This is a genomic window from Erwinia sp. MMLR14_017 (genome assembly GCF_033657285.1).
Lineage (GTDB): Bacteria > Pseudomonadota > Gammaproteobacteria > Enterobacterales > Enterobacteriaceae > Erwinia.
In genome coordinates, this window is sequence record NZ_JAWVWP010000009.1 from 16,693 (window position 1) to 34,690 (window position 17,998).

At 50.3% G+C, this 17,998-nt stretch carries 12 protein-coding genes; 9 read left to right on the forward strand and 3 right to left on the reverse strand.

What is annotated here, in order from left to right; translation table 11 throughout:
• Window positions 1–40: 40 nt before the first annotated feature.
• Together SD961_RS15050 and SD961_RS15055 are read right to left on the reverse strand one after the other, a co-directional pair.
• Window positions 41–3,373 carry a diguanylate cyclase gene (locus SD961_RS15050; RefSeq protein ID WP_318791157.1) on the reverse strand — a complete coding sequence of 1,111 codons (3,333 nt, stop codon included), beginning with the start codon at window positions 3,371–3,373 and terminating at the stop codon, window positions 41–43.
• Between the two features lie 175 nt (window positions 3,374–3,548).
• Window positions 3,549–4,178: a phosphatase PAP2 family protein gene (locus SD961_RS15055; RefSeq protein ID WP_318791158.1), complete on the reverse strand. Its 630-nt coding sequence runs from the start codon at window positions 4,176–4,178 to the stop codon at window positions 3,549–3,551.
• Window positions 4,179–4,464: 286 nt separating this feature from the next.
• On the opposite strand from SD961_RS15055, the gene udk reads away from it, so the two are divergent.
• From udk to asmA, 3 genes are all read left to right on the forward strand, one after another.
• Window positions 4,465–5,106, forward strand: coding sequence for a uridine kinase (gene udk, locus SD961_RS15060; RefSeq protein WP_318791159.1), 642 nt, complete (start codon window positions 4,465–4,467; stop codon window positions 5,104–5,106).
• Between the two features lie 107 nt (window positions 5,107–5,213).
• Complete coding sequence (gene dcd, locus SD961_RS15065) at window positions 5,214–5,795, forward strand: dCTP deaminase (protein WP_306211826.1); 582 nt, start codon at window positions 5,214–5,216, stop codon at window positions 5,793–5,795.
• A gap of 57 nt (window positions 5,796–5,852) precedes the next feature.
• On the forward strand, window positions 5,853–7,697 hold the full coding sequence (asmA, locus tag SD961_RS15070) for an outer membrane assembly protein AsmA (protein WP_318791160.1): 1,845 nt from the start codon (window positions 5,853–5,855) through the stop codon (window positions 7,695–7,697).
• A gap of 142 nt (window positions 7,698–7,839) precedes the next feature.
• Here asmA and SD961_RS15075 read toward each other — a convergent pair whose 3' ends face one another.
• On the reverse strand, window positions 7,840–9,423 hold the full coding sequence (locus SD961_RS15075) for a TerC family protein (RefSeq protein ID WP_318791161.1): 1,584 nt from the start codon (window positions 9,421–9,423) through the stop codon (window positions 7,840–7,842).
• Window positions 9,424–10,220: 797 nt separating this feature from the next.
• Between SD961_RS15075 and wbaP the strand changes: the two genes are divergently transcribed.
• The 6 genes from wbaP (at window position 10,221) to SD961_RS15105 (ending at window position 17,884) form a co-directional block, all read left to right on the forward strand.
• Window positions 10,221–11,654: an undecaprenyl-phosphate galactose phosphotransferase WbaP gene (wbaP, locus tag SD961_RS15080; protein WP_318791162.1), complete on the forward strand. Its 1,434-nt coding sequence runs from the start codon at window positions 10,221–10,223 to the stop codon at window positions 11,652–11,654.
• Between the two features lie 287 nt (window positions 11,655–11,941).
• Entirely contained in the window at window positions 11,942–13,075 is a 1,134-nt protein-coding gene (locus SD961_RS15085) for a polysaccharide export protein (protein WP_318791163.1), read from the forward strand.
• Between the two features lie 15 nt (window positions 13,076–13,090).
• A complete protein-coding gene (locus SD961_RS15090) occupies window positions 13,091–13,525 on the forward strand; it encodes a protein tyrosine phosphatase (protein WP_318791164.1) in 435 nt (144 codons plus the stop codon).
• A gap of 12 nt (window positions 13,526–13,537) precedes the next feature.
• Entirely contained in the window at window positions 13,538–15,715 is a 2,178-nt protein-coding gene (locus SD961_RS15095; protein ID WP_318791165.1) for a polysaccharide biosynthesis tyrosine autokinase, read from the forward strand.
• 102 nt (window positions 15,716–15,817) lie between these two features.
• The gene (locus tag SD961_RS15100) at window positions 15,818–16,738 is read left to right on the forward strand and encodes a glycosyltransferase family 2 protein (RefSeq protein WP_318791166.1); all 921 of its coding nucleotides are present in this window, start codon (window positions 15,818–15,820) and stop codon (window positions 16,736–16,738) included.
• Window positions 16,739–16,756: 18 nt separating this feature from the next.
• Window positions 16,757–17,884 (forward strand): EpsG family protein, encoded by a 1,128-nt coding sequence (locus SD961_RS15105; RefSeq protein WP_318791167.1) that lies wholly within the window; start codon window positions 16,757–16,759, stop codon window positions 17,882–17,884.
• The last annotated feature ends 114 nt before the right edge of the window (window positions 17,885–17,998 follow it).

Here is a 17,998-nt window from a genome sequence, read left to right on the forward strand (position 1 = left end):
GACTTTAGCCCAGGCCCGTGAGGAGAGCAAGAACCCTGATCTATTTAATCGCAAAGTAGCTGTTCATCAGCAGCGTACTCAGCGGTTCACGCGGCGAGACAACCCCGCCCCAGACGGCATCCACCCCAATGGTGGCGAGGGTGTTGAGCGCGGCCTGCTGCTCCACCGGCCCGGTAAAGGTGGCGATGTTCATACGCTGAGCATGACCCTGCAGAATAGCAACCATCATCTCGTCCATCAGGTTACAGTGAACGTTAGCCGTGAGTTGCGGACTGAGGCTCAGGTAGTCAATCAGCTCACCCGGTAACCGGCTGAAAGCATCCAGATTATGGCCAAATTCAGAAAGCACAATCTTGCAGCCTTGTTTACGCAGACGAGCCAGATTATGACAAATTTGCTTATCAGCGCCGATCAGCGCCCTGGCGTGCAGGGAAAAGTGCAGCAGATCGCCAGGCAGACCAAAGCGGGTAATGTAAGCCAGCGTCTCGGTGATAAAGGCATCATCACGCACTCCCTGCTCAGAGAGCGGCAACACGATGGTCAGCGCTTTATTGAGCACTCCTTGCGCATAATGCTGGAAGAACTCGGCGATCAGCTTTCTGTCGAGCGCAATAATCAGATCTTCATCTGTCAGGCCGGCGCGGAAACTGGTTTCATCAATTTCCACCCCTTGCTGGGTGAATAACTGCATTTCAGCGAGATAAAAAGTAGCAGAATGGGGTTTACGCGGCGGCACCACTGCCGACACCATCAGCCGCATCGGCTGACCGGTGATAATCTGTTCATTTTCCCGACGAGTCAGCAACGGTTTCAGCGTTTTCAACAGTTGCGGGTCATAAACGGAAAGCTGGCCACGACCGTTATGCTTGGCGTTGTAGCATGCCAGATCCGCTTGAGCCATCACCTCACTGGCCGCGTGATTGTCGCTGTTTATCAGGGTTATTCCGGCACTGGCCCCCACACGATGCAGACGTCCTTCCCACAGGAAACGGTAATCATTGACCGCGTCCACAATGCGATCAGTCACCTCGCGGGCTTTATCCAGCGGGCAATCTCTTAACAGCACGCCAAACTCATCGCCGCCCAGGCGGGCCAGAAAATCGCTGCGACGCAGATGGCGCTGCATTACGCCGGAAATTTCCCTCAACAGGGCATCGCCCGCGGCATGGCCTGCGCTGTCGTTAACCGCTTTAAACCGATCGAGATCGATAAACACCAGCGCATGGTGGTGGTGCTCGGCGGCGGAAACCAGCAGCGTTTTCAGCCTCTGTTCAAAGCTTACGCGGTTGGGCAGGCTGGTGAGCATATCGTGCGAGGCGCTGTAACTGAGACGGCGCACCAGCTCGCGGGATTCGCTGACGTCCTGAATCACCATCACGCTGCCAATGTTACTGCCTTCCAGCGTTTTCAGCGGCGTAATGCTGTAGTGAATGTCGTAGAGCAGCCCCGCGCTGTTATGCAGCACCAGCTCATGCTCCAGCGCTGGCGTCGATTTAGCCTGCGGCAGTTCGCACAGCAGCGGACTTTGCAGCGGCGGCCCTTTCCTGCCGTGCGTTATCTGCAAAATATCGCTAATTGGCTGGCCTGCAGCCTTTTCCTGCGTCCAGCCCGTCATGCTTTCTGCTACCGGGTTCATAAAGATCACCCGCATCTCTTCATCGGTACTGATCACCGCTTCACCGATAGCATCCAGCGTAATGTGCATCCGCTCTTTTTCCTGATAGAGCGCTTCCGTAAGCTGGCGCATTGGCGTCACATCCTGATTGATGCCCAGCATGCGCTCCACTGCGCCTTTTTCATTCAGCACCATATTGGCCTGACTACGGATATAGCGAATACCCTGTTCGGTCTCAATGCGGAATTCAAGATCAAGCGGCGTGGAGGTTTTTATAGCGTTATCAAAAGCGTCAATAGCCCTCTGCCGGTCTGCTGCCAGCAGGCTGTTAACCCAGGTAAGATAGGAGGCCTGGCCGTTTGCCGACAAACCGTAGATTTGGAACATGCGTTTGTCCCAGCTCATCTTGCCGGAGGTCAGGCTCCATTCCCAGACGCCAATCCCACCAGCCTCGTTCGCCAGGGTGATGCGCTGCATCAGGCGACGGTTGACCTCTTCGGTTTTCTTGAGATCGGTAATATCTTCAATTTGCGAGATAAAATAGAGCGGCAACTGCTCGCTGTCCCTGACCAGCGACACGGTAAGCCGCGCCCAGACAATCTGACTATCCTTACGGAAATAGCGTTTTTCAATGCTGTAGGTTTCGATATCGCCCAGCAGCAGGGCATTCACCTTTTCTAAATCAGCATGGAGATCGACGGGATGGGTCAGGTGCTGAAAATCAGTCTTTTTGAGTTCTTCATCCTGATAGCCCAGCAGCTTGCATAAGGATTTGTTGACCTGAAGCCATTTTCCTTCTGGCGAGACCAGCGCCATACCGATGGCGGAATATTCCATAGCGTGACGAAAGCGCGTTTCACTTTCCGTAATATGCTTTTTCTCTTCACGGAAGGAGTGCAACACCAGCGCCATCATATGACTTGGGATCAGCGCCATCAAAAAAGGCAGCCAGGTGGCGCTGGCAAGCGGTAAGAGCTTGCTGGTCTGTACTTCCAGCAGACCCAGCGCAAGCATCAGGGTCATCAGTGACAGGGTGGCGAGAAATATACAGAAAGCTTCAAATCGGGGCAGGCGTACTGCGCTGTAAAACAGCACGACCACCACAAAGGTGAAGGGCCAGGGCACATAGCGTAAAGAGAAGTAGCTGAGTATCAGAGTGATAATCAGCGTCAGCAGCGTTTCAAACAGCGCGTGCCCGGCTCGCTGAAAATAGTCATTTTTCCACAGCAGACAAACCGGTCCCAGAGCCAGCATACCGATTGTTTCAGAAATAACCCAGGCGGAGAAAAAGCGGAAGCTGGCGTGCCCGGTCAAGGTCAGAAGCCATGTGGCTAACAGGCCGCCAATCAGCGGGGTAAACAGACCCACCGTCACCATCATTTTGCTCCAGCTCAACAGCGAGTCGAGGGGCGATTTACGATCGAGCAGGATGCGCAACAGCGCACCGCCAAGCAGCGCCTGCAGAAGATTCACCACCGGGAAAAGGATGTTTGAGATAGCGGGGCCGATCACCAGGGCATTAGCTGCGACGATACCTACAAAACAGCTAAACAGCACGCGAGGCAGCGAGGCTACAGGCAGACGAAAAATCAGGATGGTCATTAACGTGGTGGAAAACCACAGTGGTGATATCTGACCGCTGACTTTTATCATTTCCAGGCAGAATAGCGTCAACGCAAAACTGAGGACGCCGGGCAGCAAAGCCAGGAGCCACGTTCGCCAGGAGCGATCCACAGAAAACAGCGTGTCAGTAGTCATTCACCAATCCAGCACGGCGCCGGAAGTCACTTTCAACCGCAGGCGCAATCAACATTACTGAGTGATGCTAACATAACCATTTCGGCCTGCTTTCGCTGATTCAGAACAGAAAAAGAGCGCTGTTCGGGCGATTGACTTTTAGCCTGTCGCCCGAAAAAAGCGGAAAAGAGAGGGGCTACTGGCGCAGTTTTAACAGCTCTGCCCGTGTCCAGGCATGATCGATACCGGCAATCTGTACTGACAGCCGCTGTAAAAACTGCTGGGTTGTCGCCAGGCGGCCATGCCCCAGCAGCAGCAGAGGCAGCAGCAGGGCGATGCAGAGTTGCCCTGTTGAAAAACCTTTCAGTTCAGAACGACGTTGGCTTACCAAAAAAGCCGTGCTCAGCGTAAAGCCCAGAATCAGACCGGTGATCACTTCACTCTTTGAGTGGTAGTTGAGGATCAGGCGGGAAGCGCCCACCATCAGCGGAATAAGATAGCCAATGGCGACGGCGACGCCGCGCCAGGCAGAGCGCAGTCTGCCGCTGAGTAACCAGAGCATGACCGGCCATAAGGTGGCGGACATGGCGCTGTGACCGCTAAAACCGGTGAAATTAAAGCGAGCGCTGCCAATGCCAAATCCCAGAAAAGCAATTTTAGAGAGGCTGACGATGGCACCTGCGGCACAAAACGCCAGCGCCCAATACCAGACGGCACGGCGGTCGCTGTTTTTCCAGGTGATTAAAACAGCCATAATCACCGCAGTAGGGATAAGCAACATGCTGTCGCCGAAATAGGTCAGGATATGCAAAATATGCCAGGACACCGTGTTTCCTTTTAACTGTGTTGATAAGCAGGCCAGCAGGTCATTAAGGCGCTGAAAGGTAATTGTTTGATAACCCGACGCGCATCCTGCTGAATAAGCCTTGCTCAAAATGTGAAGCTGGTCTCATTAAATGCAGTTTACCGGGCAAAGCAAACTACGCCTAACGGGAAAGTCCTAAAAGCATTACCGCGCTTTTCTCTGGCATCAAACCCCCGAAATCCCTATAATTACGCGCGAAATCGTCCTCTCCTTTGTCTCTGACAACCAGTAATCAGGTCTTTAATTTATGACTGACAAGTCGCACCAGTGCGTCATCGTAGGTATCGCCGGCGCATCTGCCTCGGGAAAAAGTCTTATTGCCAGCACGCTCTATCGCGAAGTCCGCGAGCGGGTCGGTGATGAAAATATCGGCGTCATCCCCGAGGATGCGTATTACAAAGACCAAAGCCACCTGACCATGGATGAGCGGGTTAAAACCAACTACGACCATCCCAGCGCCATGGATCATAACCTGCTGCTGCAACATTTGCAGAAGGTCAAAGCGGGAGAGACTATCGATCTCCCTGTCTACAGCTATGTTGAACACACGCGTACCGAGCAGACCATCCAGCTGAAGCCCAAGAAAGTCATTATTCTTGAAGGCATTTTGCTGCTGACGGATGCGAGACTACGGCAGGAGATGAACTTCTCTATTTTCGTCGACACGCCGCTGGATATCTGCCTGATGCGCCGCATGAAGCGGGACGTTAATGAACGCGGCCGCTCCATGGACTCGGTAATGGCACAGTACCAGAAAACGGTTCGTCCGATGTTTTTGCAGTTCATCGAGCCTTCCAAGCAGTATGCTGACATTATTGTGCCGCGTGGTGGAAAAAACCGCATCGCTATCGATATTCTGAAAGCTAAAATTAACCAATTCTTCGAATAGCCCGACGCCAGCCCGATCCCCATCGGGCTGCAGAGTCGTGCTGGAAGTGCAGGGATATCGCGCTTCCTAATGCCCCAGGGCACCACCGGATTTATAGGGAGTTTTTCATGAGACTATGCGACCGCGATATTGAAGCCTGGCTCGATAATGGCCAGCTCGACATTACCCCGCGCCCGCCGGTAGAGCGGATTAATGGCGCCACGGTAGATGTACGTCTGGGAAATCAGTTCAGAACCTTCCGTGGCCACACCGCTGCCTTTATCGATCTCAGCGGGCCGAAAGATGAGGTCAGCGCGGCGCTTGACCGGGTAATGAGCGATGAAATTGTGCTCCCTGAAGGCGAAGCGTTCTTCCTGCATCCCGGCGAACTGGCGCTGGCGGTGACATTTGAATCCGTAACGCTGCCGGATAATCTGGTAGGCTGGCTGGATGGCCGCTCTTCACTGGCGCGTCTGGGGCTGATGGTTCATGTCACGGCGCACCGTATCGATCCCGGCTGGCAGGGCCGAATCGTGCTGGAGTTCTATAATTCAGGTAAGCTGCCGCTGGCGTTGCGTCCCGGCATGTTGATCGGCGCACTGAGCTTTGAGCCGCTTTCCGGACCCGCCGCGCGGCCTTATAACCGCCGCAGTGATGCTAAATATAAAGGGCAGCAGGGCGCAGACGCCAGTCGGATAGATAAAGATTAGAATAATCATGCCCGTCAGAATCGGCACCACGAAAGCTGACGGGAAAAAGGGGAAGGCATGAGACGATTTATTACCACGCTGGCTATTTTGCTGGTGGTAATTGTGGCCGGCATGACAGCACTGGTCTTATTGGTTAATCCCAACGATTTTCGCGGTTACATGGCTCAGCAGGTTGAGCAGCGTAGCGGTTACCGCCTTGCGCTGAATGGCGACTTACGCTGGCACGTCTGGCCACAGCTCAGCATTCTCTCCGGTCCGATGACGCTGACTGCGCCCGGTGCCAGCAAGCCGATCGTCAGCGCCAGCAATATGCGCCTGGACGTCAGCCTTCTCCCTCTGATCTCTCACCAGCTTTCGGTGAAGCAGGTGATGCTGAAAGGGGCAGTGATCACTCTTACACCGGAAAGTGAAACGCAACGTCCTGCGGATGCTCCCGTCGGGCCGGGTAACTCTGCGCCCGTGGAGGAGGTACCTCAGGGCTGGAAGTTTGATATTGCAGAACTGCGCGTGGCGGACAGCCTGGTTATCTGGCAGCAAAGCAACGGTGAGCAGCTTAACCTGCGTGACTTTAATCTGCAGCTTTCTCAGGATGAGAAACGGCAGGTGCACGTTGAGTTCAGCAGCCGGGTCAATCGCGATCAGCGGGAGCTGGTAATAAACCTTAACAGCGATATGGATGTCAGCCGCTATCCGCAGCACCTCTCAGCAGCGATCAATCAGCTTGATTACCAGGTAACGGGCGCGGATTTGCCGAAGGAAGGGCTAAAAGGCCAGATAAAAATGGAGGCTGACTGGGCGGCAGTGACGCAGGCCTTCAACCTGAAAAACCTCTCGCTTACTGCCAACGACAGCCAGCTGGATGGCAGCGCGGCTGGCGTGCTCAGTGCTCGTCCGCAGCTCAGGGTGAATCTGCATTCACCGCTGTTGAATATGGACTCCCTGTTAGGGCTTGAACCTGATGCCGCCAATGGCGGACAAGGGGTTCAGGCTCAGCGCTCTGGCCCCGGCCCGGTGATCTCCCAACCTGCCGAACACGATAATGCAAACTCTCCGCTGAATGCGATGGACGGAAATATTGCGCTCTCGGTAGACAAAATGCGCTGGCGGGGCATGGACTTTGCTCAGGTTGCGTTAAAAGCTTCCAGTGAAGGCGGCCTGCTGACGTTGCAAACGTTGAGTGGAAAGGCGGGCAACGGTGAGTTTTCTCTGCCGGGCAGCGTAGATGTGCGCACCGCGCAAACGTTGGTGGCACTGAAACCCAGGCTGCAAAATATTGCGGTAGCACCGCTGCTGAAGGCGTTTGATCTTCCTGCTTCGCTGAGTGGCGATCTGTCGCTGGCCGGGAATTTTACCGGCACCGGCCTGACAGTGCCCTCCTTTAAGCGTGCATGGCAAGGGAGAGCAGAAGTCAGTCTGGATAATGCGCAGATGGCGGGGCTGGATTTCCAGCAAATGATCCAGCGCGCCGTAGAGCGCAACAGCGACCGCGTGCAGGGAGCCGACAATGTCGACAGCGCCAACGACCTTCAGCAGATCAAAGGCAACGCCACCCTCAATAATGGGCTGCTGCTTTTCCCTGGCTTTAAAGGTCACTCTTCCATGCTGGACTACAGCGGAAAAGGGGAGGTGAATCTGGCGGAACGGCAGGCTGATTTAACCTTTGGCATCACGGTTACTCGCGGCTGGAAAGGCGATGATGAGCTGGTGAAACGGCTTCAGGTTACCCCGGTTCCGCTGCGCATCTATGGCCCCTGGTCAGGACTGAATTACTCGTTACAGGTTGATCAGGTTCTTCGTCAGCAGCTGCAGGATGAAGCGAAAAAACGGCTGCAACAGTGGTCCGATCGCAACAAGAGCAGTGATAAAAACAGCTCGGTACAGAAGCTGATTAAGGATCTTTAAGAGAATGAATGAGTGGGTTGATTATGGCACCGCCAGAAGTTAGTTAACCCTCTCAGCGGCACCCTGAGGGCTGAAAACATTCAGCCCTTTTTATTTTATAACTGATGTACTGGGAACTGTAATAGCAGGCCGCAGCGCTGGCTTACACTTCGTAATCAGGCTCTTCAGAGATGGCCAGCGGAATAATGTGTACTTTCTGTACCCGATGGCTTTCAACCTGCAAGGTTCTGAACAGGAAATTGCCAATCTTAATCTCTTCACCCTCCTGCGGCACCCGCTGCATATGCTCCATCAACAGACCGGCCAGCGTGTGATACTCCCGCTTTTCATTCAGCGGCAGTTCAAGATACATCACCAGATCGTCTAAAGGCATATGGCCATTCGCTGTCCAGCTGCCGTCGGCGTTTTGCTGAATATCATAACGCGGATCGATCGTTTCCCCTTCATTAGGAAGGTTGCCGGCGATAGTTTCCATCACGTCGCTCAGCGTCACGACACCTTCAACGGAACCAAATTCATCCACCACAAAGGCAAAATGGGTACGTGCTGAGCGGAACTGTTCCAGTGCGGGAAGCAGCGTCAGCTGTTCGGGGAAAACCAGCGGTTGACGGATCAGCGCGCGAATATCCAGGCTGTCACCATGCAGCGCCTGTTGCAGCAGATCGATAACGTGCACTACCCCGAGCGGGTCGTCGCTGTTATCCGTCACCACGATGCGCGTATGCTGATTAAGATCGAGCAGCGCCATGATTTTCTCAGGGGATTCGCTGAGGTCAACATGCTCGACATCATGACGTGAGGTCATGATACTGCTGACCGTGCGCTGGCCCATGCCGAGCACGCGCGCAATCATCATGCGCTCCTGCTTATTGAAGATCGCCTGGCTTTCACTCTGGTCAGCCACCAGCAGAGAGGTCTGGCTGTCCAGCTCCGCCTGCTCATGATGACCGCGTAACAGGCGCAGCACCGCTTCCGCCGTCCTTTTTCTCAGGGGGGCTTTCGCCGAGAGGAAACGGCGCCGGTTAAATTGCGCCAGCTGATTTAACCCTTCAATAATGACTGAGAAACCAATAGCGGCATAAAGGTAGCCTTTGGGGATGTGGTAGCCGAAGCCATCCGCCACCAGACTGAAACCGATCATCAGTAAAAAACTCAGACACAGGATAACAATGGTCGGATGTTCGTTGACAAAGCGCGTCAGCGGCTTGCTGGCCAGCAGCATCAGACAGATAGCGATAATCACTGCGGCCATCATCACCGGCAGGTCATCGACCATCCCCACAGCGGTGATCACCGAGTCAAGTGAGAATACGGCGTCCAGTACCACAATTTGCGCGACTACCGGCCAGAATTTAGCACCACGTTTTTGTGGGTTTTCATCTTCATCTTTCCCTTCCAGCCGCTCATTGAGCTCCATGGTTGCTTTGAACAGCAGAAATATTCCCCCAACCAGCATAATCAGATCGCGCGCGCTAAAGGCATGGGCCAGCAGCGTGAACAACGGAGAGGTCAGCGAAGAGAGCCAGGAGATGGAAGCCAGCAACAGCAGCCGCATGACCAGCGCGAGCAGCAGCCCGGTGACACGAGCCTTATCGCGCAGGGCAGGGGGGAGTTTTTCCGCCAGAATGGCTATAAAGACAAGGTTATCAATGCCCAGGACCAGTTCAAGGACAACAAGCGTGACCAGTCCAGCCCACACAGACGGATCGGCGATCCATTCGAACATTGCACACTCACCCGCAAGATTTTAAAGAATAGCCATGATGATAGTGAATCAGGCGCAATTCAACAAATAATCGAAAAAGCGGTTCGTCAGTGCTCAGATAATCGCCGGGGTGGGATTATCAGCAAATGAAATTACCAGGATAAATCCTGAGTATATCGGCAGCGATCTTTTCAAGACTATTCGCATAGGTCGCTAACATGAACCAGGAGATACTTAAAGGGTAAGAAGAATCTGTTCAGGATTAATCTTATTCCGATCGAATTAATCTGAATTTTATCCCGGGGAGGAAAGGAGCATGGACGGTATAGAGTGGGACGAAAGGTAGTCTTAATCCTAAAAGAGAGCGCGGGCGGGAACAGCCTCTTGTAAACAGGCCAGTAATAACTAGTATAGCAACGTGTTAGTAAATGTCTGCGTTAATGTAGTAATAAGCGCAGTAACGGCGTCTTAATGTCCTTTTTTGTGAACAACACCACGCTAAGACGGCAAGCGCGTTAGCCTGTGTCCGGAGAGGACAGGATAAAAACAACAAGGTAAAGCAGCGTTACAGCGCATTGGCAGCTACAAGCCAGGGGCGGTAGCGTGTCCGGTTGAGGCTGGACAGGCTGGGTATCACTACCGTTGTTGTTGATTTTACATGTCAATTCTCTTGTCGCTATACCCGTTACGCTGACCTTTAACACGACTCCCAAATACGTTTCCTGTGTAATAAATGATGTGATTAAAAAACACACAATTATTTTCAGTGATGGAAATTAATAAATCACAGGCATCTGAAGAAAAAATAAGAGTTAATTATGCGCGATATAGAGTTTACCTTTAAAGGGCTGTTAATTAGATTTTCACTGGCACTTTCTGATCTGATCTTTTTTAACGCCTCTTTATTTATTGCAATTCTGTTGATAAATGCATTGCCCGGAAATCTTCTGGACGATATTTCTTCGCAAGATCTGCAATTGAAAATAGCGACACACATTATTCTTTCGGTGATTTGTATTGGCTGGTTCTGGGTTCGTCAGCGCCACTATACTTATCGCAAACCATTCTGGTTTGAATTAAAAGAAATCTACAGAACTATTCTGATATTTTCCGTTATTGACCTGTCAATTACGGCACTTTCAAAATGGGAACTCTCGCGTTGGGTTTGGGTAATGACTTGGATTCTGGCGATGATCTTTATTCCTGTTGGACGTGCCATGGTGAAGCGTGTGCTTAACCATTACGGTATGTGGAAAAAACAATCCATTATTATCGGTAGCGGAAAGAATGCAGAGGAAGCTTACCTGGCGCTGCAGAGTGAAGAGGTGATGGGCTTTGATGTTGTGGCTTTCTACGATGTCGATGGTACTACGCCGGCACCCGCGCTGTTCGGTATTCCTGTTATCCGTGAGGAGACCCCGCTCTGGCAGTTAGTGAACAGCGAGACGCAGTTTATCGTCGCGGTGGAGTACGAGCAGAGCGCACATCGCGATGTATGGTTGAAAAATCTGGCAAAACATAACTGCCGTTCCGTTTCCGTGATACCTTCTTTACGCGGCGTTCCTCTTTACGGTACCGATATGGCTTATATCTTCAGCCATGAGGTAATGATACTCAGAGTCAGCAACAACCTGGCGAAGCGGACTTCACGCATTCTGAAGCGTGCTTTCGACATCGTTGGCGCACTTTCCATCATTACAATGCTGATGCCGGCGCTGGCGACACTGATCTTTATGGTTGCCCGCGATGGTGGCAGCCCTATTTACGGCCATGAGCGTGTAGGAATGGGCGGTCGTAAATTTAAATGCCTGAAGTTCCGCTCGATGTGCGTCAATTCGAAAGAGGTGCTGGAAGAGGTGCTACGCACCGATCCGGTAGCGCGTGCCGAATGGGACAAAGATTTTAAACTGAAAAACGATCCGCGCATTACGCGTATCGGACACTTTATCCGTAAAACCAGCCTTGATGAACTGCCGCAGTTATGGAACGTCGTACGCGGTGAAATGAGCCTGGTTGGCCCGCGTCCGGTTATCGAAGATGAGCTGGAACGCTATGCCGGTGATGTCGATTATTACTTTATGGCCAAGCCGGGCATGACTGGCCTGTGGCAGGTAAGTGGCCGTAATGATGTGGATTACGAGACTCGTGTTTACTTTGACTCCTGGTATGTAAAAAACTGGTCACTGTGGAACGATATCGCCATTCTTTTCAAAACGGTTGGAGTGGTTTTGAAACGCGATGGCGCTTATTAACAGGGGCGTTGCCCTGTCAAAACGGAGCGAAGTCGTTATTTCGCTCCGCTATTAATAGCGTCTTTTGACTGTTAACTGTCACTGACTTGCGAGCTAAACAAACTTTTTTTTGACGAATGTTAAGCGTCGGCTTTAATCAATCCGGCAAGGCATAAAAAGATAGGGAGTTAATGATAATGACTGACAGTTGCAGTGTTTGAACAGTTGATACCCTTTTAAATTTTGCATGACGCTACACAGCGGCGGACTCGCCACTATCAATCAATTTACTGATAGCGAAGAACCAGATGATCACAATCAAAACGAAATTGATACCCCTGTTGGTATCGGCCACAATCCTTTCCGGATGTACTGTCGTTCCGGGTAGTAGTCTTTCCACCAGCGGAAAAGATGTTATTAAGCAGCAGGACAGCGACTTCGATATTGATAAATATGTCAACGTCTTCCCAATGACCCCAGGACTGGTTGAGCAGATGCGGCCGAAACCGGTTGTGGCTCAACAGAACCAGCAGTTGCAGAACGAAGTGCAGAGCTATGAATACCGTATCGGTGTGGGCGATGTCCTGACCGTCACCGTATGGGATCACCCAGAACTGACCACGCCAGCCGGTCAGTATCGTAGCGCCAGCGACACCGGCAACTGGGTGCATTCTGACGGGACGATTTTCTATCCTTACATCGGACGCGTTCGCGTAGCGGGCCGCACGGTACAGGAAGTTCGTAACGAGATTGCAAACCGTCTGGCACAATACATCGAAAGCCCGCAGGTCGATGTCAGCGTTGCCTCCTTTAAATCGCAAAAAGCTTATGTAACGGGCGAAGTGACCACCTCAGGTCAGCAGCCTATTACCAACGTGCCATTAACTATCCTTGATGCTGTGAATGCCGCAGGCGGTCTCACCACTGACGCGGACTGGCGTAATGTGGTGCTGACTCACAACGGCAGCGAAGTGCCTGTTTCCCTGCAGGCCCTGATGCAAAATGGCGACCTGTCCCAAAACCATCTGCTCTATCCGGGCGATATTCTCTACGTTCCTCGTAATGACGATCTGAAAGTCTTTGTGATGGGCGAAGTGAAGCAGCCAGCCACCATGAAAATGGACCGCAGCGGCATGACGCTGGCGGAAGCGCTGGGTAACGCACAGGGTATGGATCAGACCGTGGCCGATGCCACCGGCGTATTCGTTATCCGCAAAATTCAGGGATCGAACCGTAAGAAGATTGCGAATATCTATCAGTTGAACATCAAAGATGCTTCGGCGATGGTGATGGGCTCAGAGTTCCAGCTGCAGCCTTATGACATCGTCTACGTGACCTCTACGCCACTGTCCCGTTGGAACCGCGTAATTTCTCAGCTGGTACCAACCATCAGCGGTTTGTATGACGCAACGCGTAACGTACAGACGATTCACAACTGGTAATCACCGGGGAACATTATGATTAATTCAATCTTAGTGGTCTGTGTCGGAAACATCTGCCGCTCTCCCACCGGGGAGCGGTTGCTCAAAGCGTCGTTGCCCGATAAGAAAATCGCTTCCGCCGGGCTTAGCGCCATGGTGGGCGAGGCAGCCGATGGGACAGCAAGCAGCGTGGCTAATGAACATGGGGTTTCACTGGAAGGGCACATCGCCCAACAGCTGACCTCAGGCATGTGCCGGGATTACGATTTGATCCTGGTGATGGAAAAGAAACATGTCGACTTAGTCAACCGCATCAACCCTTCCGTGCATGGCAAGACCATGTTATTTGGCCACTGGCTCAATCAACAGGAAATAGCGGATCCTTATAAGAAAAGCCGCGAAGCCTTTGAAGCCGTGTACGGAATACTCGAAAACGCTGCCCAGAAATGGGTCAACGCATTAAGCCGATAGTTGAGAATATCCATGAATATAAAAAGTAAGGCACCGTCAGCGCCGCTAAAAGACGATTCCAACGGATGGGATCTGGCGCATATTGTGGGACAGCTTGTAGACCATCGTTGGGTAATTGTTGCAGTTACATCTTTCTTCTTACTGCTCGGGATTTTATACAGCCTTTTTGCCACACCGATTTACAGTGCAGACGCACTGATTCAGGTAGAGCAGAAAAGTCCTAACACCGTTCTGAATCAACTCTCTGAAATGCCTGCGGAACCCGTTTCGGCTACCGAAGTGGAAATTATTCAGTCTCGTATGGTGATTGGCAAAACCGTTGACGATCTCGGTCTGAATGTTCTGGTGCAGCAGGACTTCATCCCTGTTATCGGTCAGGGGTTGTCACGTCTGATGGGTAATAAACCGGCACAGGCTGAAGTTTCACAGCTAAATGTGCCTGGTGCCTGGGATGAAAGTAGCGTAACTCTGGCAATTGATGCCCCTGACAGCTACACCATTTTGAAAGACGGTGACGAGCTGTTCAAAGGGAAAACGGGGCAGTTGGAACAACACAACGGCGTATCAATTCTGGTTAACGGCATTGAAGCAGAACCGGGAACCCACTTTACCGTGACGAAAATGTCCGATCTGCAATCGATCAAAATGATTGTAGACAATCTGACCGTGGCGGATAAAGGTAAAGATACTGGCGTGATGGGCCTGAACTATTCCGGTCAGGACCCACAGCTGATCAGTAAAGTGCTGGATCAGATAATGAACAATTATCTGTTGCAAAACGTAGAGCGTAAATCTGCCGAGGCTGAAAAAAGCCTTGAGTTCCTGAAGCAACAATTGCCAGTTGTGCGCACGAAGCTGAACGAAGCAGAAGATAAACTTAATACCTATCGTCGTAACAACGAATCTGTAGATTTGCCTCTGGAAGCCAAATCCGCCCTGGACTCCTCTGTAAGTATTCAGAGTCAGTTGAACGAGCTGACCTTCCGTGAAGCAGAAGTTTCACAGCTGTTCAAAAAAGATCACCCTACCTATCGGGCGTTGTTAGAAAAACGTCAGACCCTGGAAGATGAGCAGAAAAAACTGAATCAAAAAATTGGTCAGATGCCGCAGACTCAACAGGATATTTTACGTCTGACCCGTGATGTTCAGGCAGGCCAGGAAATCTACATGCAGTTGCTGAACCGTCAGCAGGAGCTAAGCATCAGTAAAGCCAGTACGGTTGGGGATGTGCGCATCATTGACCATGCAGCTACTGCGGCTAAGCCTGTAGCACCGAAGAAATTTTTGATTATTCTTGCCAGTCTTGCTCTTGGCCTGATGATCTCTGTAGGTGTTATTCTGCTCAGAGCGCTGTTCCATCATGGCATTACCAGCCCTGACCAGCTCGAAGAACGGGGCATTAATGTTTACGCCAGCGTGCCCTTGTCCGAATGGCAGCGTAAGAAAGATGTTGAAGCGCTAAACAAGCATGGTGTGAAGGGGAAATCTGATCCCTATAACACTCTGCTGGCATTGGGCAATCCAACAGACCTGTCTATTGAGGCCATTCGTAGTCTGCGTACCAGCCTTCACTTTGCGATGATGGAAGCCAAAAACAATATCCTGATGATTACCGGTGCAAGCCCTGGAATTGGTAAAACCTTTATCTGTGCAAACCTGGCCACGCTAACTGCAAATGCAGGTCAGAAAGTCCTGTTTATCGATGGGGATATGCGCCGGGGTTATACCCATGAGTTGTTGGGTGTGAACAGTAAAACAGGCTTGTCTGATATTCTTTCTGGGAAATTGCCTTTCTCCACTGATTTAATTCAGCGTGGCACCTACGGCTTTGATTTTATTGCCCGTGGCCAGGTACCGCCTAACCCTTCAGAGCTGTTGATGCATAACCGCATGGAAGAGTTGCTGACATGGGCGAGCAAAAACTACGACCTGGTGTTGATTGATACTCCTCCTGTTCTGGCGGTTACGGATGCCACTATTATTGGTAAAATGGCTGGCACCTCTTTGATGGTGGCTCGTTTTGAGAATAATACCACTAAAGAACTGGATATCAGCTTCAAACGTTTCGCACAGAATGGCATTAACATCAAAGGCGTGATTCTCAACGCAGTGGTTCGTAAAGCTGCCAATGCTTATGGCTACGGTTATGACTATTACGACTATAGCTATAAAGGTGATACCAAAAGCTAATGTGTGAACAAGAGGATCTTTTAGCTTCGCGCTGGGATCCTCTGTTCAGGAAGCATTATCTTATTCAGGTTGTTTCTGTGAACGTTTATAAGGTGTCTTGCAATGAAGGAAATTTTCTTCTCTATCGTCATTCCGGCATATAATGCCTCGGAGTCAATAGTCACAACGCTGGATTGCGTTAAAGCGCAAAGCTATCAGAATTTTGAAGTGATTATCGTTGATGATAAGTCTGCCGATGCTGAAAAACTTGCTAAAGTGGTAAATAGCGAACGTTACGGCGAGCTGGCTATCCGTCTGGAGCTGTCCCAGGTCAAATTAAATGGTGCAGGCGCCAGGAATAGAGGTATCGATCTGGCCCGGGGTGACTACGTTTGTTTCCTGGACGCAGACGATGAATGGCATCAGGATAAATTACTGGAAAGTTGCAGAGAAATTGAACGGCTGACGGCACAAGGCCAGGATCGGTTCGTTCTGTTCAGTCAGGTTAATATCATTCAGGATGGCACCTTCCTGAAGGTCATGCCAATCAAATTGCCAGAAAAAACTGAAAGCATTGCAGAATATCTTTTTGGCTGCTATGGATTCATTCAGACCAGCACCATTGTTCTTAAGCGCGAACATGCAAATGAGATAAAGTTTGACGATCGCTTTATTCGTCATCAGGACTATGATTTTTGTATTCGAGCCGATAAAGCGGGTTTTGAGTTTATCATGATTAATAAACCGCTCGCTAACTATCATATGGTGAGTACATTTAACTCAAGCCATAAAGGTGAGTCGGTAAAGTATTCTACTTTTTGGCTGGAAAGCATGAGTCCTTTCTTGAGTAAAAAAGATGTCTATACCTATAAAGCTTACAAGCTCCCTCTTCGTTATAAAATGGATGGGAAATTTTTCCATGCAAGCCTGAGTTTTGCGCAATATTTTTTCCTGACAAATAAAGGTAATCGCGATTATTTCATCGGCCGTATAAAAGAGAAATTTTCTGAACGCATTTCGAAAAAACAGACCCGATTAGAATAAAAAAATGGCGGAACAGGAATGGAAATATATTGGATAGTCAGTTACAGCATTCTGGCATGCTGTATTTTTGAATTAGCAGCAATAAACCAACTGCAGGACACAAAAGTCAGACGCATTGTCTCCTATCTGACCTTTATTTGCGCCATATTATTGATTTTCTTTGGTGGCATGCGAGGTTTAAATTCAGGTATGGATGATGGCCAGTATCTGGATTTCTTCCATAACTTTTCTGCCCAGTTACAGGTGAACAGTTATGAGGCGCTCAATGATATCTATCGATATGAAAAACTGTTCATGGTGCTGGCCTGGTTTTTCTCTTTGTTTACTAAAGAAAGTTACTACTTTTTATTCTTTATTTGTATGATCGCGGTCACGACAAACGTCTACTGCTACAAAAAATATTCTCCGCTGATGTTATGCTCACTTTGTTTATATTCGGCACACCTGTTTATTAATAAAGACATGAACCAAATAAGGTTTGGTTTATCAAGCGCATTTGCCATCGCCTTTATCTGCTCTTTAGCCACGAGAAAATATCTGCTGGCATTACTTTTCATTGTGTTAAGTACCCAGTCACACTCGACAGGCTATACGGTGGTAATGATTATTCCTTTCCTGTTTATCCGGGAGAGAAAATATCTGCCGCTGGCTTTAGTCTTCATCTCTATACCGCTGGGGATTATTGGTGGTAAAAAATTGTTCCTGGATTCATTAGGGATAGTCCCGGTATTGGGCGAGCGAGCCGCCAGCTACAGTGGAACAAACTTTGATACGTCCTCGCCTGTCTTCGGGCTGGCGAACCTGAAAAACATCGCCTTCATTGGCATGTTTACCGTCTATTATTTCCGCAATGGCATCATGAAAGAGGACCGCCTGGTCTATATTTTACTGATTGCTTACAGTCTGGGTGCGGCGGTGCGGATAACATTCTCCGACTTCAGTATTTTCGGCGGCAGGGTAGGTAATCTGTTCCTGCATGCTGAACCTTTATTATTTGCTTTCTTAATGTTAAGAATAAGAAATTTGCTTATTAACTTTGGGTTACTATTCGCAATAACTTCTTATTATCTTTCGTATAATACCATCCTCTCTGCACAGTCAATTCAGGGATATAGTGTAGCGCCATTATTTAAAATATTCGGCTAGCCGCTAAAGGGAATGTAAGAAGGTCATGGGATTGCTGGCAGCAGCACTCCCTGTCTTTTTTCAGAGAAAATTTCCAGCCTGTACTTCCTGCTATGCATAATCAAATAATGGATT